Here is a 21,699-nt window from a genome sequence, read left to right as displayed (position 1 = left end):
CGGCCCCGCCGGGCTCGCCCTACCGGGCCACCTCGGTGACCCGGCTCTCCCGGACCACCGTGACCCGGATCTGGCCCGGGTAGGTCAGCTCCTGGGCGACCTGCTTGGCGACCTCGCGGGCGATCACCTGCGCCCCGAGGTCGTCCACCACCTCGGGGCGGACCATCACCCGCACCTCCCGGCCGGCCTGCATCGCGTAGACGTCCGCCACGCCGTCGTGCGCCCGGGCGATCTCCTCCAGCCGGGCCAGCCGTCGCACGTACGTCTCCAGGGACTCCTTGCGGGCGCCCGGCCGGCCGCCCGAACAGGCGTCGGCGGCCTGCACCAGCACCGCCTCCACGGTCTGCGGCTCCACCTCGCCGTGGTGCGCGGCGATCGCGTGCACCACGTCCGCCGGTTCGTCGTGCCGCCGGGCGAAGTCCGCGCCGACCGCGGCGTGGCTGCCCTCGACCTCGTGGCTCAGCGCCTTGCCGATGTCGTGCAGCAGCGCCGCGCGCCGCACCGGCTCCGGGTCCACCCCGAGTTCGGCGGCCATCATCCCGGCCAGGTGCGCCGACTCCACCAGGTGGCCGAGCACGTTCTGCCCGTACGAGGCCCGGTAGCGCAGGGTGCCCAGGGTGCGGACCAGCTCCGGGTGCATGCCGCCGATCCTGGTCGCGAGCAGCGCGTCCTCACCGGCCCGCACGCAGCGGCGTTCGACCTCCGCGCGGCTGCGCGCATGGACGTGCTCGATCCGCAGCGGGTGGATCCGGCCGTCCTCGACCAGCTGTTCCAGGGTGAGCCGCGCGGTCTCCCGGCGGACCGGGTCGAAGCAGGAGAGCTGCACCACCGCCGGGGTGTCGTCGATGATCAGATTGACGCCGGTGACGGCCTCGAAGGTCTTGATGTTGCGGCCCTCGCGCCCGATCACCCGGCCCTTCATCTCCTCGGTGGGCAGCCGGAACACCGACACCGCGGTCTCCGCGGTCTGCTCGGCCGCCAGCCGCTGGATCGCCCCGGCCACGATGGCACGGGCCCGTTGCTCGCCCTCCTCCCGGGCGGCGCGCTCGATCTCCCGGACGGCGACCGCCGCCGCGCGGTGGGCCTGCGCCTCGGCCATGCGCACGAGTTCGGCACGGGCCTGGTCCGCGGAGAGCCCGGCGGTCCGCTCCAGCTCGGCCGCCCGGCGGCGGACCAGTTCCTCCGCCTCGTCCCGGGCGCGCGCCACCTCGGCCGACCGCTCGGCCAGTTCGCCCTCGCGGACCCGCAGCCGGTCGAGCTCGCCCGTCAACCACTCCTCGCGACGGTCGAGTTCGGCGCGCAGCCGGTCCGCCTGCCGCTCGGTCTCGCGCCGGGCCCGCTCGGCCTCGGCGGCGGCCCGGCGCTGGGCGCCGCGCAACCGCCGGGCCAGCAGCCAGGCGGTCACCAGGGCCACCAGCACGGCCGCCGCCAGCAGGGAGGCGGCCGGTCCTGCGCTCACCGCGATCCTCATGCTGCCCACTCCCCGTCCCACCGCGGCACGCCGCCCGGGACCGTCGCGCGCCAGGCCCCGAACCGCCCGGTCGCAGGCATGACCGGGAGCGCGGCCGGGGGTGGCCGAGGGATGATCGAGGTGCTCCCGCACTGAGTGCGAGGCTAAGCGCGGGTTACGAAACGGTCAAGACTGGCCAGGCAGTTGACCAACCCTCGGGTAACCTCCGGTGACCCGGGCGTCAGTCCTCGTACGCCGTGTCCCCGTACGCCGCGTCCTGGTCCGAAGCCCCCGCCTCCTCCTCGTCCAGCGCCTCCCGGACCACCCGGAAGGCCAGCCCTTCGGAGTAGCCGCGACGGGCCAGCACGCCGACCAGCCGGCGGGTGCGGGTCTGGCGCTCCAGGCCCCGGGTGGTCCGCAGCCGGCGCTCGACCAGCGCGCGGGCGGCCTCGGTCTCGTCGTCCGGGTCGAGCTGGGCGAGGGCCCGCTCGGCGAGCTCCCCGGCGATCCCCTTGGTCCGCAGCTCCTGCGCCAGCGCGCGCCGGGACAGACCCCGGACGCTGTGCCGGGACTCCACCCAGGCCGCGGCGAAGGCCGCGTCGTCGATCAGCCCGACCTCCTCCAGCCGGGTCAGCACCTCCTCGGCGACCTCGTCCGGGATCTCCCGCTTGCGCAGGGCGTCGGCGAGCTGTTTGCGGGACTTCGCCGCGCCGGTGAGCAGGCGCAGGCAGATGTCCCGGGCCCGGGTCTCCGGGTCGGCCGGTTCCTCGGCCCGGCCGCGCCGGGAGGCCCCGGCGGCCCGCTCCGGGAGACCGCCGCCGTCCGCGTCGTCCGCGGTGTCCGCGCCGTCCGTACCGGCCGCACGGTCCGTTACGGCCGCGCCGCGCCGGGTGCGTCCGGATCGCCGCGCCGGCCGCTCCTGCGGGAACGCCGGGGCGGAGGCGGCCGCACCCCCGTGACCGGCCGCTCCCGCCCCGTCGTCCCCGTCGCCCTCACCGGCCGGCCGGCCGGGGGGCTGCTCCGCCGCCAGCGCCGAGCGCCGCCGGCGCCGGCCCGAGGGCAGCTCGGAGGCGGAGACCAGTCCGAGCTCCCCGACGTCCGCCGGGCGTGCCGCGGGCCGTCGCGCGGGCCGGGCGCGCTCCGGCGCGGCCGTCCGCGCGGACCCGCGCGCCCGTCCTGGGCGCGGGCCGCGCTCCGGTACGGACCCGGGTTCCGGTGCGGCCTGCGGTGCCGGGTCCGCCACGGCCGCGAACCAGTCGGGCGGCCCGTGGTCGTCGTCCTCCGGGCCGGCCGGCCCACTGTGCTGCGTCAACGGTTCAGGCCTTGGCGGCCGCCGCGGTCTTCTTCGCCGCGGCCGTCTTGGCGGCGGTCGCGGTGATCGGCTTGGCGGCCGCGCCCTCGGCGGCACCCGCCGCCTCGGCCGGCTCCTCCACCTTCGGGCCGATGCCGAGCTTGCCCTTGATCTTCCGCTCGATCTCGTCGGCGAGCTGCGGGTTGTCCCGCAGGAAGTTGCGGGCGTTCTCCTTGCCCTGGCCGAGCTGGTCGCCCTCGTAGGTGTACCAGGCGCCCGACTTGCGGATGAAACCGTGTTCGACGCCCATGTCGATCAGGCCGCCCTCGCGGCTGATGCCCACGCCGTAGAGGATGTCGAACTCGGCCTGCTTGAACGGCGCGGCGACCTTGTTCTTCACGACCTTGACGCGGGTGCGGTTGCCGACCGCCTCGGTGCCGTCCTTCAGGGTCTCGATCCGGCGGATGTCCAGGCGGACCGAGGCGTAGAACTTCAGCGCCCGGCCACCGGTCGTGGTCTCCGGCGAGCCGAACATCACGCCGATCTTCTCGCGCAGCTGGTTGATGAAGATCGCGGTGGTGTTCGACTGGTTCAGCGCACCGGCGATCTTCCGCAGCGCCTGGCTCATCAGCCGGGCCTGCAGACCGACGTGCGAGTCGCCCATCTCGCCCTCGATCTCCGCGCGCGGGACGAGCGCCGCGACGGAGTCGATGATCACCAGGTCGATCGCGCCGGAGCGGATCAGCATGTCGGTGATCTCCAGCGCCTGCTCACCGGTGTCCGGCTGGCTGACCAGCAGGGCATCGGTGTCCACGCCGAGCTTCTTGGCGTACTCCGGGTCGAGGGCGTGCTCCGCGTCGACGAAGGCGACCGTGCCGCCGGCCTTCTGGGCGTTGGCCGCCAGGTGCAGGGTCAGCGTCGTCTTGCCGGAGGACTCGGGGCCGTAGATCTCGATCACCCGGCCGCGCGGGATGCCGCCGACCCCGAGGGCGACGTCCAGGGCGGTGGACCCGGTGGAGATCACCTCGACCGGCTCGTTGGCCTTCTCACCGAGGCGCATCACCGAGCCCTTGCCGAACTGCCGCTCGATCTGGGCGAGCGCCGTCTCAAGGGCCTTCTCGCGGTCCGTACCTGCCATGGCTTCCACCCTCGGGTTCTGTGCTGTGCGCTTCATCGTCCTCGACGCTAGCGCGTCCCACCGACAATCGGCTCCGACCCGGCTCTGCCTGGGGAGAACTCTGCGCCGGAGAGTACAAAGAACAAGTGTTCGAATCAAGCCCGGCCCGTTCGAGCCGTGATCACCCCGGGCCGGACCGCCGCCCGCGGAGGCCGTTCCGGCTACCGCCGGTCCGAGTCCCCGCCGACCATCCGCCGCAGCCGGCGCGCCGCCTCCCGGCGCAGCTCCCGCCGCTGCCGGCGCTGCTCGCCGCGGTCGACCCGCGGGTCGGTCACCTCGTAGCGCCGGACGTACGTGCCGACGAAGCCCTGCAGGGTGGCCGCCGCCGGGATGGCGATCAGCGCGCCGACCCCGCCGAGCAGCGCCGCACCGGCGATCACCGCGCCGAACGCCACCGCCGGGTGCACGTCCACCGTCTTCGCGGTGATCCGCGGATGCAGCAGGTAGTTCTCGATCTGCTGGTAGACGGTCACGAACACCAGCACCCAGAGCGCGTCCACCGGCTCGTCGGTGGTGAGCGCCACCAGCACCGGAAGCGCCCCCGCCAGATAGGTGCCGATGGTCGGCACGAACTGCGACATGACGCCGACCCAGACCGCCTGCGCCGCCGCGTACGGAAGGTCCAGCAGGGTGAACATCACCCAGTGCGCGAGCGCCGAGGCGACCGCGAGCAGGGCCCGGGAGTAGAGGTAGCCGCCGGTCTTGGCCAGCGCGATCTCCCAGGCCCGCAGCACCTCGGCCTGCTTGGCGGGCGGCAGCATCGAGCAGACGGTCCGCCGCACCCGGGGGCCGTCGGCGGTGAAGTAGAAGGTGAAGAGGCCGACCGTGAACGCCTGGAACAGCCCGCCGATCAGGGTCGAGGAGACGCCCCAGACGTTGTCCGCGGCCTGCTGGGCGTAGGTCTCGATCGCCCCGGAGTCCTTGAGCAGCTTCTTCTGCAGCTCGTCCAGCGAGAGTTCCTGGTGGAAGGTGCTGTTGATCCAGGTGATCAGGTTGTCGAGCAGGTGCGGGAGGTCGCTCGCGATCTTCGCCACCTGGTCGACCAGCAGGGTGCCGAGCGCGGTCAGGAAGCCGCCGACGGCGATCGCCACCGCGACGAAGACCAGGAAGGTGCCGACCCCGCGGCGCACCCCGCGGGCGGCCATCCGGTCCACCGCCGGCTCCAGCGCCAGTGACAGGAAGAAGGAGACCAGCAGCATCACGAAGAGGTCGATCAGCTCGTGGAAGGCCCAGTCGGCGAGCTGGAACAGCCCGACCATGACCAGCGCCAGCACCATCGCCCGGGGCAGCCAGCGCGGCATCCCGGAACCCCAGAGGCCGTCCCCCGCGGTGCGGGCCGGCGGCGGTCCGGGCGGCGGGGAGGCGGGCGTAGGGCCCGCGGCCTCGTCGGCGACCTGCGCCGACCTGTCCGAATTCTGCTGTTCTGCACTGCTTGCCACCCGCACAGTCTGACCCATGCCCGACGCGCGTTCGAGCATCGGGCGGGGGTCGCGGTACGGCGGCCGGGGCCGGACCGGGTCAGCGGAGCACGGAGGAGACGCCCTGGGTGTCGCAGACCACCCGCCAGACGTCCTTGGCCTCCCAGCCCGCCTCCAGCGCCTGGCGGACCGTCCGTCCGCCGAGCTCGCTCATCACGTGGTCGCTCGCGAAGGACTCCGCGTACCCCTCGCCGAAGTGCGCGTACATCCGCCGCCAGAACTCCGTCAGCCTCATGCCCCCCAGTATCCCGGACCGCCCGGCACGGCCCGCCCGCTACGGGTGCCAGTCGCCCGCCGTCACGGCGTACTCGACCTCGCCGTGCTCGGTGCCCGGGATCGGATCCGGGTGGTCCTCGTGGAAGGTCCGCACGTACGAGAGCCCGGACTTCTCCATCACCCGCCGCGAGCCGCGGTTGACCGCCATGGTGTACGCCACCACCCGCTCGACGCCGAGCCCGGTGAAGCCCCGGCGGATCAGTGCCCGGGAGCCCTCGGTCGCGTAGCCCCGCCCCCAGGCCGGGCGGCGCAGCCGGTAGCCCAGCTCGACCTCGGTGCGGTCGCCGGCCGGCGGCCGGAACTCGAACCAGCCGAGGAAGGCCCCGCCGGCCCGCTCCTCGGCGGCCCACCAGCCGAGGTCGCCGTAGCGCCGGTAGTGGTCGAGGTAGAGCGGCAGCAGGGCGGACTCCACCACCTCGCGCGGGGTGGGCCGCCCGCCGGTGAGGTAGCGGGTGACCTCCGGGTCGGCGTCCAGTTCGACGAGGGCGTCCACGTCGTCGGCGGTGAAGCGGCGCAGCACCAGCCGCTCGGTGGTGAGGAAGACGTCCATCCGCCGATCCTCGCCCGTCCGCCCCGGTCCGTCACCCGGTTTTCCCGGCCCCGCTCAGCGCGGCAGGACGAGCGCCCCGGCGCCCGCGTACTCGTGGTCGGCGCAGGCGTGCGGGCCCGGCGGGCAGGCGGCGTCCGCGGTGGTGGCCAGCAGGGCGGCGAGCCGGTCGGAGTCCCAGTCCGGGTGCAGCGCGGCGGCCACCGCGACCGCGCCGGTGACGTGCGCGGCGGCCATCGAGGTGCCGGCCAGCGCGGCGTAGCGGCCACCGGGCCAGTCGGAGACCACCGCCCCCTGCGAGCCGCCGTCCGGGTCCCCGCCGGGGGCGGCCAGCGAGACCCGGCCGCGCCCGTGGTTGGTGTAGGCGGACGGGCGGCCGTCGCGGTCGACGGCGGTCACCGTGACCACGCCGGGCAGTTCCCCGGGCAGCCGGACGCACTCGGGGCCCAGGGAGCGGGACTGCGGCGCTCCGGTGGTGCGGTCGTTGGGGCTGCGCTCGTCGGTGCGGACGGCGCCGAGGTCCTGCGCGTCGTTGCCGGCCGAGGCGACCACCACCGCGCCCCGCCGGCGGGCGTAGTCGACGGCCCGGCCGACGGCGGCGGTCAGCGCGGCCTGGTCGGGGTCGTCGGGGCAGTTGTACTTCCAGGGGTCGGCGAAGTAGCTGTTGTTGATCGCCCGGGCGCCGTGGTCGGCGGCCCAGAGCAGGCCGCAGACGATGTTCTCGGCGTAGTACTGGCCGAGCGGGCCGAGCAGCCGGACGGCGGCGATCCGCACCCCGGGGGCGACCCCGCTGACGCCGTGGCCGTCCCGGGCGGCGCCGACGATCCCGGCGACGTGCGTGCCGTGACCGCTCTCGCCGACCCCGCTGTCGGGGCGCCAGGAGCCGGTGCGGGCGTCGGGGCGGCCGTCGGCGCAGGAGGCTGAGCTCTTCGGGTCGACGGCGGCCCGCAGGTCGGGGTGGGTGTCGTCGACGCCCGAGTCGAGGACGGCGACCAGCACCTTGCGCAGGGCCGCGGCGCCGGGGGCGTCCGGGGCGCGCGGCGGACCGGGGGCGGTGTCGGCGACGCCGAGCAGCGCGAGGTTCCAGGCGTCGCGCTCGCCCGGGTCGGCGACCGTGGCGGTGCTGTCGTCCCCGCCGTCCCCGCCGCCGGGTCCGCGGGGGCCGCCCGCGCGGTCGCCGCCGTCCGTCCCGGTCCGGAAGTCCCCGGCGCCGTCCACCGACCGGGGCGGTCCCGGCACCGGCGAGGTGCGGGTGGCGCCGACCGCCGCCACGCCCGGCCGCCCGCGCACCCGCTCCGCGAATCCCCCGGCGGCGTACGCGAGCACCGCCCCGATCTGCGGGTACTCCTGGACGACCTGCCCGCCGGCCGCGCGGGCCTCCTGCGCGGCGCGCCCGGCCCCGTCGGGATCCGCCCGCTCGGCGAGGACCAGGTAGCTGAGGTAGGCCCGCCCCGGCCCGGCGACGTACGGCACGGCGCCCCCGGCGACCAGCGCGGTGAGCAGCATCGCGAGCACGACGCGCAGCGGCCCCCGGCCGCGGCGCCGGGCGCCCCCGGCCGGACCGGCCACCCGCAGGGGGACCGGGACGGGACCGCGGCCGGACGGGTCCGCCTGTGCCATGGCACGGTCTCCGCTCGTCGGGCCCGGCGGCCGCACCGGGGCGGCCGGCCGCGGGAGGGCTGGTCTTCACAGGGGCATCACAATGACTGAATCATCACCATATGATCCGCTTGTCCGTTCTGCCTTCCCGATTGCCCCGAACGGCCAACGCCCCGGCCGGCCGGCCCCGGACGACCGCGCCCGGACGACCGCCGCCCCGCCGGACCCGCCCCCTTGTCGGTGCCACCCGGCACCATGGGGGCATGGCGACCGCGCACCCGACCCCCTCCCCGGCCGACCCGACGGCCGGCTTCGCCCCCGCCACCCGGGCCTGGTTCGGCGGCGCCTTCTCCGCGCCCACCTCCGCCCAGGCCGAGGCCTGGCGCGCCATCGCCCGGGACAACGACGTCCTGGTGGTCGCCCCCACCGGCTCCGGCAAGACCCTCGCCGCCTTCCTGTCCGCCCTGGACCGGCTCAGCAGCACCCCGCCCCCCGCCGAACCCGGGCGCCGTTGCCGGGTCCTCTACATCTCCCCGCTCAAGGCCCTCGCGGTGGACGTCGAGCGCAACCTCCGCGCCCCGCTGACCGGCCTGCGCCAGGCCGCCGTCCGGCTCGGCCTGCCCGAACCCGACGTCCGGGTCGCCATCCGCTCCGGCGACACGCCCGCCGCCGACCGCCGCCGCTTCGCCACCCATCCGCCGGACATCCTCATCACCACCCCCGAGTCGCTCTTCCTGCTGCTCACCTCCGCCTCCCGGGACGCCCTGCGCGGCATCGACACGGTGATCCTGGACGAGGTGCACGCCGTCGCCGGCACCAAGCGCGGCGCCCACCTCGCACTCTCCCTGGAACGGCTGGACGAACTGCTCGACCGCCCGGCCCGCCGGATCGGCCTGTCCGCCACCGTCCGCCCGGTCGAGGAGGTGGCCCGCTTCCTCAGCCCCGGGCGCGGCGCCGAGGTGGTCCAGCCGGCCGCCGCCAAGGAGTTCGACCTCTCGGTGGTCGTCCCCGTCCCGGACCTCGACGACCTGCCCGCCGCCCCCGCCGCGGCCGGCGCCGCCGACGACGACCCGCAGCGCCAGTCGTCCATCTGGCCGCACGTCGAGGAGCGGATCGTCGACCTCGTCCAGGCCCACCGCTCGACCATCGTCTTCGCCAACTCCCGGCGCCTCGCCGAACGGCTCTGCAACCGGCTCAACGAGATCGCCCACGAACGCGCCACCGGCGCCGCGCTGCCCGAGGCGCACGCCCCCGCCCTGCTGATGGGCGGCTCCGGCGCCGCCAGGGGCGCCCCGGCGGTGATCGCCCGCGCCCACCACGGCTCGGTCTCCAAGGAACAGCGCGCCCTGGTCGAGGAGGAGCTCAAGGCCGGCCGGCTGCCCGCCGTGGTCGCCACCTCCAGCCTGGAGCTGGGCATCGACATGGGCGCCGTCGACCTGGTGGTCCAGGTGGAGTCCCCGCCCTCGGTCGCCTCCGGCCTCCAGCGGGTCGGCCGGGCCGGCCACCAGGTCGGCGCCGTCTCCACCGGCGTCGTGTTCCCCAAGTACCGGGGCGACCTGGTGCAGTCCGCCGTGGTCACCGAACGGATGCGGGCCGGACGGATCGAGGCGCTGCGCATCCCCCGCAACCCGCTCGACGTGCTCGCCCAGCAGCTGGTCGCGATGACCGCGATGGACACCTGGCAGGTCGACGAACTGCTCACCGCGGTCCGCCGGGCCGCGCCGTTCGCCACCCTCCCACAGTCCGCGTTCGACGCCGTGCTCGACATGCTGGCCGGCCGCTACCCCTCGGACGCCTTCGCCGAGCTGCGCCCCCGGCTGGTCTGGGACCGCGTGGCCGGCACCGTCAGCGGCCGCCCCGGCGCCCAGCGGCTCGCCGTCACCTCCGGCGGCACCATCCCCGACCGCGGCCTGTTCGGCGTCTTCATCGCCGGCGCCGATCCCAAGAAGGGCGGCGGCCGGGTCGGGGAGCTGGACGAGGAGATGGTCTACGAGTCCCGGGTCGGCGACGTCTTCACCCTCGGCACCACCTCCTGGCGGATCGAGGACATCACCCACGACAAGGTGCTGGTCACCCCCGCCCCCGGCGTCCCCGGGCGGCTGCCGTTCTGGAAGGGCGACAGCCTCGGCCGCCCGCTCGAACTCGGCCGCGCCCTCGGCGCCTTCACCCGCGAACTCGGCGCGCTCGACCCGCAGACCGCCACCGCCCGGCTGAAGCAGGCCGGCCTGGACGACTGGGCCGCCGGCAACCTGCTCGACTACCTCGCCGAGCAGCGCGCCGCCTGCGGCCACCTCCCCGACGACCGCACCATCGTGGTCGAACGCTTCCGCGACGAGCTCGGCGACTGGCGGATCGTCGTGCACTCCCCCTTCGGCGCCCAGGTGCACGCCCCCTGGGCACTCGCCCTCGCCGCCCGGCTGCGCGAGAAGCACGGCCTCGACCCCCAGGTGATGCACGCCGACGACGGCATCGTGCTCCGGCTCCCGGACGCCGACCTGCTGGCCCCCGACTTCGACTTCGCGAGCCCCACCGACCGGCCGGTCACCGACGACGCCCCGGTCGGCGCCGACGCCGCCCTGTTCGACCCGCAGGAGATCGAACAGCTGGTCACCGACCAGGTCGGCGGCTCCGCGCTGTTCGCCTCCCGCTTCCGCGAGTGCGCCGGGCGCGCCCTGCTGCTCCCCCGCCGCAACCCCGGCAAGCGCACCCCGCTCTGGCAGCAGCGCCGGCGCGCCGCCCAACTGCTGGAGGTCGCCGCCGAGTACGGCTCCTTCCCGATCGTGCTGGAGGCCGTCCGCGAGTGCCTCCAGGACGTCTTCGACGTCCCCGGCCTGGTCGAGCTGATGGGGGACCTCGAATCCCGCGCCGTGCGGCTGGTCGAGGTCACCACCCCCGAGCCCTCCCCGTTCGCCCGCTCCCTGCTCTTCGGGTACGTCGCCCAGTTCCTCTACGAGGGCGACTCCCCGCTCGCCGAACGCCGCGCCGCCGCGCTCTCGCTCGACTCCCGGCTGCTGTCCGAACTCCTCGGCCAGGCCGAACTGCGCGAACTGCTCGACCCGCAGGTCCTCGCCGACCTGGAGGCCGAGCTCCAGCGGCTCACCCCCGAACGCCGGATCAAGGACGCCGAGGGCGTCGCCGACGCGCTGCGCCTGCTCGGCCCGCTCAGCGAGGCCGAGCTGACCGCCCGCGGCGCCGAACCCCTCTGGGCCCTGGAGCTGGAGGCCGCCCGCCGGGTGATCCAGGTCCGGATCGCCGGCGACCAGCGCTGGGCCGCCGTCGAGGACGCCGGCCGGCTGCGCGACGCCCTCGGCACCCCCCTGCCGGTCGGCGTGCCGGAGGCCTTCACCGAACCCGTGAAGGACCCGCTGGGCGACCTGCTCGCCCGGCACGCCCGCACCCACGGCCCGTTCACCGCCGCCGAGGCCGCCGCCCGCTTCGGCCTGGGCTCCGCCGTGGTCACCGGCACCCTGCACCGCCTGACCGCCACCGGCCGCCTGGTCCAGGGGGAGTTCCGGCCGGTCGAGGGCCACACCGCCACCGTCGAGTGGTGCGACGCCGACGTCCTGCGCCGCCTGCGCCGCCGCTCACTGGCCGCGCTGCGCCAGGAGGTCGAACCCGTCCCGCCCCGCGCCCTGGCCGCCTTCCTCCCCCAGTGGCAGCACCTGGCCGGCCACCGGCTGCGCGGCCCGGACGGCCTGCTCCGGGTCGTCGAACAGCTCCAGGGCACCGCCCTGCCCGCCTCCGCCCTGGAGAAGCTGGTCCTCCCGGCGCGGCTCGCCGACTACTCCCCCGGCCTGCTGGACGAACTGACGGCAGCCGGCGAGATCGGCTGGGCCGGCGCCGGGGCCCTGCCCGGCAAGGACGGCTGGATCAGCCTGCACCTGGCCGAGAACGCCCACCTGCTGCGCCCCGAACCGGTGCCGCCCACCGTCACCCCGGTGCACACCGCGCTGCTGGAGGCACTGAGCGGCGGCTACGGGCTGTTCTTCCGCCAGCTGGTCGCCCAACTGCCGCAGACGCCCGAGGCGGAGGTCGTCGAGGCCCTGTGGGACCTCGTCTGGGCCGGGTACGTCAGCAACGACACGCTGGCCCCGCTGCGCGCCCTGCTCGGCTCCGGCCGGACCGCCGGCGCCACCGCCCACCGGGCACCCCGGGCCACCCCGCGCGGCCGCTTCGGCGGCGCCGGACGCCCCTTCGGCCGGCCCGGCGGCACGCTGCGCGGCGGCCCGCCGACGGTCGGCGGCCGCTGGTCGCTGCTGCCCCCGTTCGCCGCCGACCCGACCGTGCGGGCCACCGCCCAGGCGCAGAACCTGCTGGACCGGCACGGGCTGCTCACCCGGGGCGCGGTCGCTGCCGAGCGGATCCCGGGCGGCTTCGCCGGGGTCTACCGGGTGCTCGCCGCCATGGAGGAACGCGGCCGCACCCGCCGGGGCTACTTCGTCGAGGGGCTGGGCGGCGCCCAGTTCGCCATGGAGGGCGCGGCCGACCGGCTGCGCTCGGTCAGCGGACGGCTGGAGCGGGCCCGGGGCGCCGAGTGGCCGGCCGCGCCGTCCGCCGAGCCTCCGCAGGCCCTGGTGCTGGCCGCCGCCGACCCGGCCAACGCCTACGGCGCCGCCCTGCCCTGGCCCGAGCCGCCCGCAGGCTCCGCCGAGGCGGCGGGCAAGGCGCACCGGCCCGGCCGGAAGGCCGGCGCCCTGGTGGTGCTGGTCGACGGCGAGCTGTGCCTGTACGTCGAGCGCGGCGGCAAGTCGCTGCTGGCCTGGGTGCAGGACGAGGCCACCCTCGCCGCGGCGGCCGAGGCGCTGGCCGGGGCGGCCCGGGCGGGGGCGCTGGGCAGCGTCACCGTCGAGCGGGCCAACGGAGCGCCGGCCCTCGGCTCGGCGCTCGGCACCGCGCTGGAGCAGGCGGGCTTCCACGCCACCCCGCGCGGTCTGCGGCTGCGCCCCTGAGCCGTCGGGAGGACGACGAGGGCCGTGGGACCGATCGGTCCCACGGCCCTCGTCCGCGTCGTGTCACCCGGCCGGAGGTTCGGCCTCCCACCGCGGCTCCGCCCGGGCCGGCTCACCCGTCCGGCGTCGCACCGGCCCGGTGGACCGCCAGTCGGCGTGGACCGGGATCAGCCCGAGCCCCCAGCCGCCGGCCGCCAGCAGGCCCAGCACGGCCCCGCCGGGCAGGCTCCCGGGTCCGGCCGTCAGCCACCAGCCGAGCCCGCACGCCAGGAGCACCAGGAACCCCAGGGCCCGCCGCACCCGCCGGGACCGTATTCGGGCCCCGGCACACGTCGCCGCCGCACTGCGCACGACCGCCTCCTTCGCTCAACCGGGCCGCAGGGCCCGTACCGAGGCCAGGTCAGGCGGCGACCACGTCCATCGCGGCGGCCTTGGGCGACATGTTCGCCCGGTCGGTGCCGGGGGCCGGCAGCGGAACCGGTTCGAGCACCGGCCTCAGCAGTTCACCTTCGGAGAGGGTGGCCATCGCCGCAAGTTCGGCGAGCGACAGTTCGTCGCTGACCTCGCGCATGACCTCGGACATCCGGACGTCGAGCGCGTCGCAGATGGCGGAGAGCAGCTCCGAGGAGGCCTCCTTCTGTCCCCGCTCGACCTCGGAGAGGTATCCGAGCGAAACCCTGGCGGCCGCCGACACCTCGCGGAGTGTGCGGCCCTGGCGCTGGCGCTGCCGACGCAGTACATCGCCCAGTAGGCGACGGAGCAGGATCATCGGTGCCTCCCTCCTCGGACTGCGGATCGAGATGTCACGCCCCCACCGTACCGCCTTGCCCGCTTCGCGTGCGGGGACCATGGTCGTGTTCACTCTGGGCTGCAAGGCTGTCCCCTCCCCAATTTCGGTGTCGCACCCGGGTCCGCGGGCACCTCGTCGTACCCTCCGGGCGGCACTCGGCCACCGCCACGCCACTCGTTCGCCACCTGGTTTCTGCCCAACCAGGCCCTCCGATGTAACACGATCCTCCAGGTGTGCGATGCCCGCACGCCAGTTCGGCAGATCTCGGTTCGGTGGAGATCTCGGCGGGCGGCCCCGGCGGAGGCCGGGGAGCGGGTGACGGGTGGCTGGCGGGGCGGACGGCGACGGGGCGGACGACGGCTCAGTGCGCGGGCGTACCGGACGGGAGCCGCCCGACGAGCAGCTCCAGAGCGGCGGTCACCGCCCTGTGACGGATTGTGGCACGCTCTCCCGACAACCGTGGCGAACTGACCAGAGTTCCCCCCGGACCGGCGACGGCGAGGTGTACCGTGCCGACCGGCTGCCCGTCCTGGGGTTCCGGGCCGGCCACCCCGGTCGTCGCGACCCCGTAGGTCGCCCCGAGCAACTGGCGCACGCCCTCGGCCATCTGCCGCGCCACCACCGGGTGGACCGGGCCGTGGACGTCCAGCAGCCCCTCGTCGACGCCGAGCACCGAGGCCTTCAGCTCGGTCGCGTAGGCGGTCACCGAGCCCCGGAAGGTCGCGGACGCCCCGGGGACGTCCACCAGCGCGGCCGCCAGCAGCCCGCCGGTCAGCGACTCCGCGACCGCCACCGTGCCGCCCCGGGCCCGCAGCGCGGCGTGCGCCCGCTCGGCCAGCCCGTAGTCGCCCCGCCCCTGCTCCGGGCCGGCCTCGGATCCAGCACCCATCCGGTGTCCCTCCCTCGCGCTCCCCGGGCCCGCCCCGGGGTCCCCGCCATTGTGCGCGGCCCGGGGACCGCCCGGGGCCGGCATCCGCGCGGTTTCACCCCTGCGGGCGTTGCGCGGCCAGCCCCTCCCGGCGCAGGCGCAGCGCCTGGCCCACGTAGTCCAGCGCGGTGCCGATGGTCAGCACCACCGCGACGCCCATCAGCACGGCCCGGGCGGTGGCCAGCCAGCCGGTCAGCTCCAGGACGTACATACCGACGGCGATGCCCTGGGTGAGCGTCTTGAGCTTGCCGCCCCGGCTCGCCGGGATCACCCCGAAGCGGATCACCCAGAACCGCATCAGCGTGATGCCGAGCTCCCGGGCCAGGATCACCACGGTGATCCACCACGGCAGGTCGCCCAGCACCGACAGCCCGATCAGCGCCGCGCCCATGATCGCCTTGTCGGCGATCGGGTCGGCGATCTTGCCGAAGTCGGTGACCAGGCCCTTGCGCCGGGCCAGCTCGCCGTCGAACAGGTCGGTGATCATCGCGATCGCGAAGGAGGCCCAGGCCACCGAGCGCCACTTGGGGTCGTGGCCGCCCTCGGCGAAGAGCAGGCCGACGAAGACCGGGACCAGCAGCAGCCGGACCATGGTCAGCATGTTCGCGATGTTCCAGATCCCCGGCGCCGGGGGCACCGCGGCCGCCGGTCTGCCCGGGTGGGCCGCGGTCGGGGCGCCGGGCCCCTGGGTCATGCCCCGGCTCCCGGTGCCCGGCGGACCCGCACCTGCTCCAGCGCCTCGGCGACGAGGTCGACGCCCTCGCTGGCGACGACCTTGGCCCGGTAGAACCGCCCGACCTCGGCGTCCTCGACGCCGGTGAGCGTGGTGAGGCCGTCCGTCTCGGGCGCCTGGTGGGCGGCGCGGCCCTCGACCAGGTCGCCGTCGACCGACTCGACCAGCACCTCGACCTCGGTGCCGATCCGCTGCTCGGCCCGCTGGGCGGTCATCTCCTCGGCGAGCCTGCTGAGCCGGGTCAGCCGGTCGGCGACCACGTCCTCGGGCAGCTTGTCGCCGTACGTCGCGGCCTCGGTGCCCTCCTCGTCGGAGTAGCCGAAGACGCCGATCGCGTCCAGCCCGGCGTGCGTGACGAAGCGCTCCAGCTCGGCGAAGTCCTCCTCGCTCTCGCCGGGGAAGCCGACGATGAAGTTGGACCGGGCGCCGGCCTGCGGGGCCTTGTCGCGGATGGTCTTCAGCAGCTCCAGGAACTGGTCGGTGGAGCCGAAGCGGCGCATCCGGCGCAGCACGGCCGGCGCGGAGTGCTGGAACGACAGGTCGAAGTAGGGCAGCACGCCCTCGGTGCCGGTCATCGCGTCGATCAGCCCGGGGCGCATCTCGGCGGGCTGCAGGTAGGAGACCCGGACCCGCTCGACGCCGTCGATCCCGGCGATCTCGCCGAGCAGGGTCTCCAGCAGCCGGATGTCGCCGAGGTCCTTGCCGTACGAGGTGTTGTTCTCGCTGACCAGGACGACCTCGCGGACGCCCTGCCCGGCCAGCCACTGGGCCTCGTGCAGCACGTCGGAGGGGCGGCGGGAGATGAACGAGCCACGGAAGGCCGGGATGGCGCAGAACGAGCAGCGCCGGTCGCAGCCGGAGGCGAGCTTGACCGAGGCGACCGGGCTGTCGTCCAGGCGCTTGCGCAGGGTGCGCGGCCCGGAGGCGGGCGCGAGGCCCTCCGGCAGGTCCTCGGGGGCGCCGTGGCCGGGCAGCGCGACCTCGGTGGCGGCGGCCTGGCGCTCGACGGGGCTCAGCGGCAGCAGCTTGCGGCGGTCGCGCGGGATGTGCGGGGCGTGGTGGCCGCCGGACAGGATGGTCTGCAGGCGGTCGGAGATGTCGGCGTAGTCGTCGAAGCCGAGCACGCCGTCGGCCTCGGGCAGCGCGTCGGCGAGCTCCTTGCCGTAGCGCTCGGCCATGCAGCCGACCGCGACCACGGCCTGGGTGCGGCCGTGGTCCTTGAGGTCGTTGGCCTCCAGCAGGGCGTCGACGGAGTCCTTCTTGGCGGCCTCGACGAAGCCACAGGTGTTGACGACGGCGACGTCGGCGTCGGCGGCGTCGTCCACGAGCAACCAGCCGTCGGCTTCCAGTCGCCCGGCGAGTTCCTCGGAGTCCACCTCGTTGCGGGCGCATCCGAGCGTGACAAGGGCGACAGTACGGCGTTCAGGCATAGGGCCAAGATTAACGCGCGACCGCCGGAGCCGTTCGCCCCGGAGGGCGTGCTCGCCCTCCGGCCGGTTCCGCCCGGGGGCGGCCGGCCCCGCCGATCAGCCCGCCTGCGGGTCGCCGGGGGTGTACGTGACGTGCACCACCTGGCCGTTCTTGCCCGCCGGGCCGAGGTCCTTGCCGTTGACGTACACGTGCACGGCGCCCGCGTTGCCGATCACCAGCTTGATCTGCTTGGGGTCGGTGAAGGTCTGGTCCTGGCCTTCCTCGATGTTGTTCTGGAACAGCGACTTCCCGGCGCCGTCCACCGCCGAGACCCAGCTGGTGTCCTTCTCGGCGACCAGCTTCACGGTGACCTTGTCGGCCGGGGCGGCGGCGATCGCCGGGGCGCTTGGCGCCGGGGCGGGCGGCTGCACGGCCGGGGTGGCGGCGGGGGCCGCCGGGGCGACCGAGCCGGTGCCGGAGCCGGAGGGCAACGGGGCGCTGGCCGAGCCGGTGGTGCCGGTCCCGGTCTTGCCGTTCACCAGGTTGAAGCCGATGATCCCGACCACCGCGACGATCGCGGCGACCATCGCCACCGTCCAGTTCGGCCGGCCCCGGCCGGGGACCTTGATCGGGCCGCTCTCGATCAGCTCGGTGGGCCGCTTGGAGGCCGGCGAGCCGCCGTGCGCGGCGTCGTAGCGGGCCACCAGCGCCTCGCCGTCGACGCCGACCAGCCGGGCGATCGCACGGATGTGGCCGCGGGCGTAGAAGTCGCCCCCGCACCGGCCGAAGTCGTCCTCCTCGATGGAGTGCACGATCGGCACCCGGACCCGGGTGGCACTGCTCACCTGATCCACCGTGAGTCCGGCCGCGATCCGGGCGGCGGACAGCACCCGGCCGATGCTCGGGGCATCGGCCGCCGGTTCCGCGGCGCCGGCGGGCGGGGCGGGGATCGGGGCGTTCTCGCGGTCGGGGGACTTGCCGATGGTCACGGTGCACGCCTTTCGAGCGGTGGGCCACCTGCTGGGGAACAGTCTAGGGGCGCGGGCGGATCGTTTCTCAAGCGGAACAGGCCCGAATGCGCTCGGCCGCCCCGGCCCGGGGCCGGGCGTGCACTGACCGCCCGTCAGTGCGGGGGGCCGCCGTCCCCGGGGCCCCCGCACCGCCGCCCGCGCGTCCGGTGTCGCTCATGGGACGCGGTGCGCACCCGATCGGTTCCGTACCCGGCCGCCTACCCCCCTCCGGCCGGGTGAACACCCGTCAACGGTCACGGCCGCCTCAGCCGCGGATGGAGACGATCACCCCGTCCAGCTCCTCCGGCTTCACCAGGACGTCGCGGGCCTTGGAGCCCTCGCTCGGACCGACGATGCCGCGCGACTCCATGAGGTCCATCAGCCGCCCGGCCTTGGCGAAGCCCACCCGCAGCTTGCGCTGGAGCATCGAGGTGGAGCCGAACTGGGTGGAGACGACCAGCTCGGCCGCCTGGATCAGCAGCTCCAGGTCGTCGCCGATCTCCTCGTCGATCTCCTTCTTCGGCCCGCCGCCGACCATCACGTCGTCCCGGTAGACGGCGGACAGCTGGTCCTTGCAGTGCTTGACCACGGCGGCGATCTCGGCCTCGGTGACGAACGCGCCCTGCATGCGGATCGGCTTGCTGGCGCCCATCGGCAGGAACAGCGCGTCACCCTTGCCGATCAGCTTCTCGGCGCCGGGCTGGTCCAGGATGACCCGGGAGTCGGCCATCGCCGAGGTGGCGAAGGCGAGCCGGGAGGGCACGTTGGCCTTGATCAGACCGGTGACCACGTCGACCGAGGGCCGCTGGGTGGCCAGCACCAGGTGGATGCCGGCCGCGCGGGCGAGCTGGGTGATCCGGACCACCGAGTCCTCGACGTCGCGCGGGGCGACCATCATGAGGTCGGCCAGCTCGTCGACGATCACCAGCAGGTACGGGTACGGCGTCAGCTCGCGCTCGCTGCCGAGCGGCGGGGTGACGGTGCCGGCCCGGACCGCCGCGTTGAAGTCGTCCACGTGCCGGAAGCCGAACGCGGCGAGGTCGTCGTAGCGCATGTCCATCTCGCGGACCACCCACTGGAGGGCCTCGGCGGCCTTCTTCGGGTTGGTGATGATCGGCGTGATGAGGTGCGGGATGCCCTCGTAGGCGGTCAGCTCGACCCGCTTGGGGTCGACCAGCACCATCCGCACCTCGTCCGGGGTGGCCCGGGCGAGGATCGAGGTGATCAGGCAGTTGATGCAGGACGACTTGCCGGCGCCGGTCGCGCCGGCCACCAGGATGTGCGGCATCTTGGCGAGGTTGGCCATCACGGTGTGGCCCTCGACGTCCTTGCCCATGCCGACGACCATCGGGTGGGTGTCCTCGGCGGCGGTGCGCGAGCGCAGCAGGTCGCCGAGGTTGACCATCTCGCGGTCCCGGTTGGGGATCTCGATGCCGACCGCGGACTTCCCCGGGATCGGGCTGATGATCCGCACGTCCGGGCTGGCCACCGCGTAGGCGATGTTCTTGGCGAGCGCGGTGATCCGCTCGACCTTGACCGCGGGGCCGAGCTCGACCTCGTAGCGGGTGACCGTCGGGCCTCGGGTGAAGCCGGTCACCCGGGCGTCCACCTTGAACTCGGAGAAGGTCCCGGTGAGCTGGGCCACCACCTCGTCGTTGAGGGCGCTGCGGGCCTTGGCGGGGCCGCCGCGCTCCAGCAGGTCGAGCGAGGGCAGGGCGTAGGTGAGGCCCTCCGCGAGCTGGAGCTGCTCCATCCGGACCGGCGCGGGGCCGTGCTCCTCGGGCGCGCCGGCGCCGGCGCCGCCGGTGCGGGCGGCCGGGACGGCGGCCTCCTCCGGCGGGGCGGTGCGGTCCTGCACCTGGTGCATCATGTCCGCCACCGCCGAGGAGGCGGGCACGCCGTAGACCAGCGCGCCGTCCAGGTCGGCGGCGGCGCCGGCGGCGAGGTTGCGGGTGGTGTACGGGTCCAGGGGCTCCTTGGCGAACATGTCCGGCTCGTCCGCGGGCGCCTCGTCGGGCTTGCGCCTGCGGCGGCGCCGACGGGCGGCCACCTCGTCGGAGGGGTCGTCACCGTCCGTGTCCACGGTGAACGGCAGCGCGGCGGGGTCGGCGTCCTCGGGGGGTTCGTTGGAGAGTTCGCGCTCCGGCGCACGCCCCTCGGCGAGGTCCTGCGGTCCGGGTTCGACCACGCCCAGCCGGACACCGACCGCGCGCATCCGCTCGGGGATCCGGTTGACCGGGGTGGCGGTGGTGACGAGCAGGCCGAAGAAGGCCAGCAGCAGGAGCAGCGGCACCGCGAGGGCCGGCCCGGCGGCGGCCATCATCGGGGTGGACGCGGCCCAGCCGATGATCCCCCCGGCCGTCCTTATCCGGGTCGCGCCGCTGCCCATCACGGGCGCGCCGCAGCCGATGTGGACCAGGCCGAGCACGCCGACCAGCAGGGTGGTCAGGCCGATCATGATCCGGCCGTTGGCCTCCGGCAGCTCCGGGTGGCGCATCAGCCGGATCGCGACGGCCGCCAGCAGGAACGGCACCAGCACGTCGAGCCGGCCGAACAGGCCGGAGACCACGTTGGTGGCCGCCTCGCCCAGCCAGCCCTGCGGGCTGAACCAGGTGCCGGCGGCGGTGACCAGCGCCAGCGCGAGCAGCAGCAGGCCGAGGCCGTCCTTGCGGTGCGCCGGGTCCAGGTTCTTCGCGCCGTCGCCGAAGCCCCGAAAGACGGCGCCGATCGCGTGCGCCGCGCCGAGCCAGACGGCGCGCACGGCGCGCAGGAGTATCGGCCGGGGGGCGGGGGGCGGTGCGGCGGCCTTCCTGGCCGCGGTCTTCTTCGCCGGGGCGGCCTTCTTCGCGGCCGCCTTCTTGGCGGGCGGCTTGGCCGGAGCCTTCGCCGCGGCCTTCTTGGACGGTCCCGGACTCGAATTGCGTGCCGCGCTTCCGGGCGTACGTGTGGCCATGGGTCAGCAGCCTACCGGGGCGCACGAGCTGTGCCCACGTCGTGCGACCGGGGTCCGGAACGTGTCGCCGACACACCGTCACCCCGTCCGGGTTCACCCGGACGGGCGAACCGGGACCGCGCTCAGTCCGTGCCGGGGCGCAGCGCGTCCAGCGCGCGCCGCAGACCGGCCAGCTTGCGCTCCAGGTGCGCCGCGGTGGCCGCCGCACCGCCGTCCTCGGTGCCGTCCAGCTGCTTGGTCAGCGACTCGGCCTGCTCCTCGACCGCCGCCAGCCGGGCCGACAGCTCGCCGAGCAGCGCGCCGCCGATGGCCGGCTCGTTGCCGCTCGCCTCCAGCTGCAGCCGCAGCAGCGCGGCCTGCTCCTTCAGCTGGCAGTTCTTCATGTAGAGGTCGACGAAGACGGAGACCTTGGCGCGCAGCACCCAGGGGTCGAACGGCTTGGAGATGTAGTCCACCGCGCCGGCCGCGTAGCCGCGGAAGGTGTGGTGCGGACCGTGGTTGATCGCGGTCAGGAAGATGATCGGGATGTCCCGGGTGCGCTCGCGGCGCTTGATGTGGGCGGCGGTCTCGAAGCCGTCCATCCCGGGCATCTGGACGTCCAGCAGGATCACCGCGAAGTCGTCGGTGAGCAGCGCCTTGAGCGCCTCCTCGCCGGACGCCGCCCGGACCAGGGTCTGGTCCAGCGCCGAGAGGATCGCCTCCAGCGCCAGCAGGTTCTCCGGCCGGTCGTCGACCAGGAGGATCTTCGCCTTCTGCATCACGACGCGCCCTCCTGTCGCCTGCCTACCTGGGGAAGGCACCCGCGTACTGCCCACCACTACCCCGGTCATGCTAGCCGCACCCCCTCGCCCGGCACATCGCTCCGTCGCGTCCGGATCCGGAGCGGCGCGCAGTCAGTGCACCGGCGTACGCTCACCAGCGAGTCGCCACTCGGTCACTGTTCGCAACGATCGGTGACCCTACCGGGTTCCCGGCCCTCCCCGCCAGCAAACCGCCCGCCCCACCGGCGTGGGTGGCGGCGGGGGCACCGTGGGTGAAACCCACCCCACAGCAGCCGGGAGGAAAACCGCGCGGGGGGGGGGCGGGGGGGGCCCGGCCGGGGGGCGCC

The 21,699-nt window shown here is 75.1% G+C and carries 16 protein-coding genes; 1 reads left to right on the top strand and 15 read right to left on the bottom strand.

All coding sequences use genetic code 11. From position 1 onward, the window contains the following. Positions 1–19: 19 nt before the first annotated feature. The 7 genes from rny to ACFVVL_RS31175 all read right to left on the bottom strand — a co-directional run bounded on the left by rny (position 20) and on the right by ACFVVL_RS31175 (position 7,839). Positions 20–1,471 (bottom strand): ribonuclease Y, encoded by a 1,452-nt coding sequence (rny, locus tag ACFVVL_RS31205; RefSeq protein WP_387681126.1) that lies wholly within the window; start codon positions 1,469–1,471, stop codon positions 20–22. A 220-nt stretch (positions 1,472–1,691) separates the two neighbouring features. Then, positions 1,692–2,762, bottom strand: coding sequence for a regulatory protein RecX (locus tag ACFVVL_RS31200; RefSeq protein ID WP_387681123.1), 1,071 nt, complete (start codon positions 2,760–2,762; stop codon positions 1,692–1,694). 4 nt (positions 2,763–2,766) lie between these two features. Next, a complete protein-coding gene (gene recA / locus ACFVVL_RS31195; protein WP_380288384.1) occupies positions 2,767–3,879 on the bottom strand; it encodes a recombinase RecA in 1,113 nt (370 codons plus the stop codon). Between the two features lie 200 nt (positions 3,880–4,079). Beyond that, the gene (locus ACFVVL_RS31190) at positions 4,080–5,357 is read right to left on the bottom strand and encodes an AI-2E family transporter (protein WP_387681119.1); all 1,278 of its coding nucleotides are present in this window, start codon (positions 5,355–5,357) and stop codon (positions 4,080–4,082) included. A gap of 79 nt (positions 5,358–5,436) precedes the next feature. Further along, entirely contained in the window at positions 5,437–5,631 is a 195-nt protein-coding gene (locus ACFVVL_RS31185) for a DUF3046 domain-containing protein (protein WP_380288380.1), read from the bottom strand. A 39-nt stretch (positions 5,632–5,670) separates the two neighbouring features. Continuing rightward, positions 5,671–6,222 carry a GNAT family N-acetyltransferase gene (locus ACFVVL_RS31180; RefSeq protein ID WP_380288378.1) on the bottom strand — a complete coding sequence of 184 codons (552 nt, stop codon included), beginning with the start codon at positions 6,220–6,222 and terminating at the stop codon, positions 5,671–5,673. Positions 6,223–6,276: 54 nt separating this feature from the next. Beyond that, complete coding sequence (locus ACFVVL_RS31175; RefSeq protein ID WP_387681115.1) at positions 6,277–7,839, bottom strand: S8 family serine peptidase; 1,563 nt, start codon at positions 7,837–7,839, stop codon at positions 6,277–6,279. A 242-nt stretch (positions 7,840–8,081) separates the two neighbouring features. Here ACFVVL_RS31175 and ACFVVL_RS31170 point away from each other — a divergent pair, with 242 nt between their 5' ends. Then, positions 8,082–12,767 carry an ATP-dependent helicase gene (locus tag ACFVVL_RS31170; protein ID WP_387681112.1) on the top strand — a complete coding sequence of 1,562 codons (4,686 nt, stop codon included), beginning with the start codon at positions 8,082–8,084 and terminating at the stop codon, positions 12,765–12,767. Positions 12,768–12,830: 63 nt separating this feature from the next. Here the strand turns inward: ACFVVL_RS31170 and ACFVVL_RS31165 are convergent, their stop codons facing one another. From ACFVVL_RS31165 to ACFVVL_RS31130, 8 genes are all read right to left on the bottom strand, one after another. Further along, positions 12,831–13,067, bottom strand: coding sequence for a hypothetical protein (locus ACFVVL_RS31165; protein WP_387681109.1), 237 nt, complete (start codon positions 13,065–13,067; stop codon positions 12,831–12,833). A 100-nt stretch (positions 13,068–13,167) separates the two neighbouring features. Continuing rightward, entirely contained in the window at positions 13,168–13,536 is a 369-nt protein-coding gene (locus tag ACFVVL_RS31160; RefSeq protein ID WP_350551437.1) for a helix-turn-helix transcriptional regulator, read from the bottom strand. A 382-nt stretch (positions 13,537–13,918) separates the two neighbouring features. After that, the gene (locus tag ACFVVL_RS31155; RefSeq protein ID WP_387681106.1) at positions 13,919–14,446 is read right to left on the bottom strand and encodes a CinA family protein; all 528 of its coding nucleotides are present in this window, start codon (positions 14,444–14,446) and stop codon (positions 13,919–13,921) included. A 94-nt stretch (positions 14,447–14,540) separates the two neighbouring features. After that, positions 14,541–15,179, bottom strand: a complete 639-nt coding sequence (gene pgsA, locus ACFVVL_RS31150) for a CDP-diacylglycerol--glycerol-3-phosphate 3-phosphatidyltransferase (RefSeq protein ID WP_380288368.1) — start codon at positions 15,177–15,179, stop codon at positions 14,541–14,543. Next, positions 15,176–16,648, bottom strand: coding sequence for a 30S ribosomal protein S12 methylthiotransferase RimO (gene rimO, locus ACFVVL_RS31145; RefSeq protein WP_380288366.1), 1,473 nt, complete (start codon positions 16,646–16,648; stop codon positions 15,176–15,178). Before rimO ends, pgsA begins: the two co-directional genes overlap by 4 nt. Positions 16,649–16,744: 96 nt before the next feature. Further along, the gene (locus ACFVVL_RS31140) at positions 16,745–17,617 is read right to left on the bottom strand and encodes a helix-turn-helix domain-containing protein (RefSeq protein ID WP_387681102.1); all 873 of its coding nucleotides are present in this window, start codon (positions 17,615–17,617) and stop codon (positions 16,745–16,747) included. A 286-nt stretch (positions 17,618–17,903) separates the two neighbouring features. Further along, positions 17,904–20,591: a DNA translocase FtsK gene (locus ACFVVL_RS31135; protein WP_387681099.1), complete on the bottom strand. Its 2,688-nt coding sequence runs from the start codon at positions 20,589–20,591 to the stop codon at positions 17,904–17,906. 122 nt (positions 20,592–20,713) lie between these two features. Next, on the bottom strand, positions 20,714–21,352 hold the full coding sequence (locus ACFVVL_RS31130; protein WP_380288360.1) for a response regulator: 639 nt from the start codon (positions 21,350–21,352) through the stop codon (positions 20,714–20,716). Positions 21,353–21,699: the final 347 nt, after the last annotated feature.

Origin of the sequence: Kitasatospora sp. NPDC058115, assembly GCF_042884635.1 — a bacterium.
Classification (GTDB): domain Bacteria; phylum Actinomycetota; class Actinomycetes; order Streptomycetales; family Streptomycetaceae; genus Kitasatospora.
This window is presented reverse-complemented; position numbering and strand designations above follow the sequence as displayed.

Bases quoted from the DNA above. Each gene is read 5' to 3' on its own strand.
- ACFVVL_RS31135 (WP_387681099.1), bottom strand. From the start codon at position 20,591: ATGGCCACACGTACGCCCGGAAGCGCGGCACGCAATTCGAGTCCGGGA.
- ACFVVL_RS31170 (WP_387681112.1), top strand. From the start codon at position 8,082: ATGGCGACCGCGCACCCGACCCCCTCCCCGGCCGACCCGACGGCCGGC.
- ACFVVL_RS31155 (WP_387681106.1), bottom strand. From the start codon at position 14,446: ATGGGTGCTGGATCCGAGGCCGGCCCGGAGCAGGGGCGGGGCGACTAC.
- ACFVVL_RS31160 (WP_350551437.1), bottom strand. From the start codon at position 13,536: ATGATCCTGCTCCGTCGCCTACTGGGCGATGTACTGCGTCGGCAGCGC.
- recA (WP_380288384.1), bottom strand. From the start codon at position 3,879: ATGGCAGGTACGGACCGCGAGAAGGCCCTTGAGACGGCGCTCGCCCAG.
- rimO (WP_380288366.1), bottom strand. From the start codon at position 16,648: ATGCCTGAACGCCGTACTGTCGCCCTTGTCACGCTCGGATGCGCCCGC.
- ACFVVL_RS31180 (WP_380288378.1), bottom strand. From the start codon at position 6,222: ATGGACGTCTTCCTCACCACCGAGCGGCTGGTGCTGCGCCGCTTCACC.
- rny (WP_387681126.1), bottom strand. From the start codon at position 1,471: ATGAGGATCGCGGTGAGCGCAGGACCGGCCGCCTCCCTGCTGGCGGCG.
- pgsA (WP_380288368.1), bottom strand. From the start codon at position 15,179: ATGACCCAGGGGCCCGGCGCCCCGACCGCGGCCCACCCGGGCAGACCG.
- ACFVVL_RS31175 (WP_387681115.1), bottom strand. From the start codon at position 7,839: ATGGCACAGGCGGACCCGTCCGGCCGCGGTCCCGTCCCGGTCCCCCTG.
- ACFVVL_RS31185 (WP_380288380.1), bottom strand. From the start codon at position 5,631: ATGAGGCTGACGGAGTTCTGGCGGCGGATGTACGCGCACTTCGGCGAG.